The following is a 751-nucleotide window of genomic DNA, read 5'->3' as shown; positions in this document are numbered from 1 at the left end:
GGCGCCGGGGGTCGGGGCGGGGTCCATGACGCGACCGTCCTCCAGTGTGACGACACGGTCCACCAGCCCGGCCAGTTCGGGGCCGGTACCGGTGATCACGGTGGTGATGTGATGGGAGCGGGCGGCGGCCACCAGGGCCCGCAGGGCGCACAGCCGGTCCCGCCCGCGCAGGGGGGCACCGGGTTCGTCGGCGAGCAGCACCGTCGGCCCGGTGACCAGGGCCCGCGCGATGGCCACCCGTTGCCGCTGGGCCCTGGTGAGGCCGGCCGGACGGCGACGGGCGAAACCATCGGCGTCCAGTCGTCCCAGCCACTCCCGGGCGGCCCGGTGCGCCGCCCGGGAGCCCGCCCCGGCCAGCAGCAGCGGCAGGGCGACGTTCTCCCGCACGGTCAGCTCCGGCAACAACCGGGGGGTGTCGCCGATCCATCCCACGTGTTCGCGGCGCATCCGGGCCCGCGCCGCCTCCGGCAGGGCGTGCACGGGCAGGTCGCCGAACCACACCTCGCCCTCGTGCACCGGAAGGCGCCCGGCCACGCACCCCAGCAGGCTGCTGCGGCCCGAGCCCCGGGGGCCGACCACGGCCAGGATCTCGCCCTCGTCGATGTCGAGGGTGATGTCCCGCAGGGCCTCGGTGCCCTCCCGGAGACAGTGCAGCCGGCGCACCCGGAGCGCGCCCTCCGCCCCACCGGGGGTGTCCGGGGGCGTCCGGTCCGGGTCGGGTTCGCGGAGACGGTCGGGGGGTTCCGGGGTC

Annotated in this window: 1 protein-coding gene; it reads right to left on the bottom strand. The window is 77.4% G+C overall.

Features of this window, described 5'->3' with window-relative positions:
• The coding region (locus FOE67_RS27485) for an ABC transporter ATP-binding protein (protein WP_182667516.1) at positions 1-663 on the bottom strand (663 nt) is incomplete at its 3' end.
• Positions 664-751: the final 88 nt, after the last annotated feature.

Source organism: Streptomyces calidiresistens (assembly GCF_014141525.1).
In the GTDB taxonomy this organism is placed as follows: domain Bacteria; phylum Actinomycetota; class Actinomycetes; order Streptomycetales; family Streptomycetaceae; genus Streptomyces; species Streptomyces calidiresistens.
Note: the sequence above shows the minus strand (reverse complement) of the source record. Positions and strands in the feature narration are given on the sequence as shown.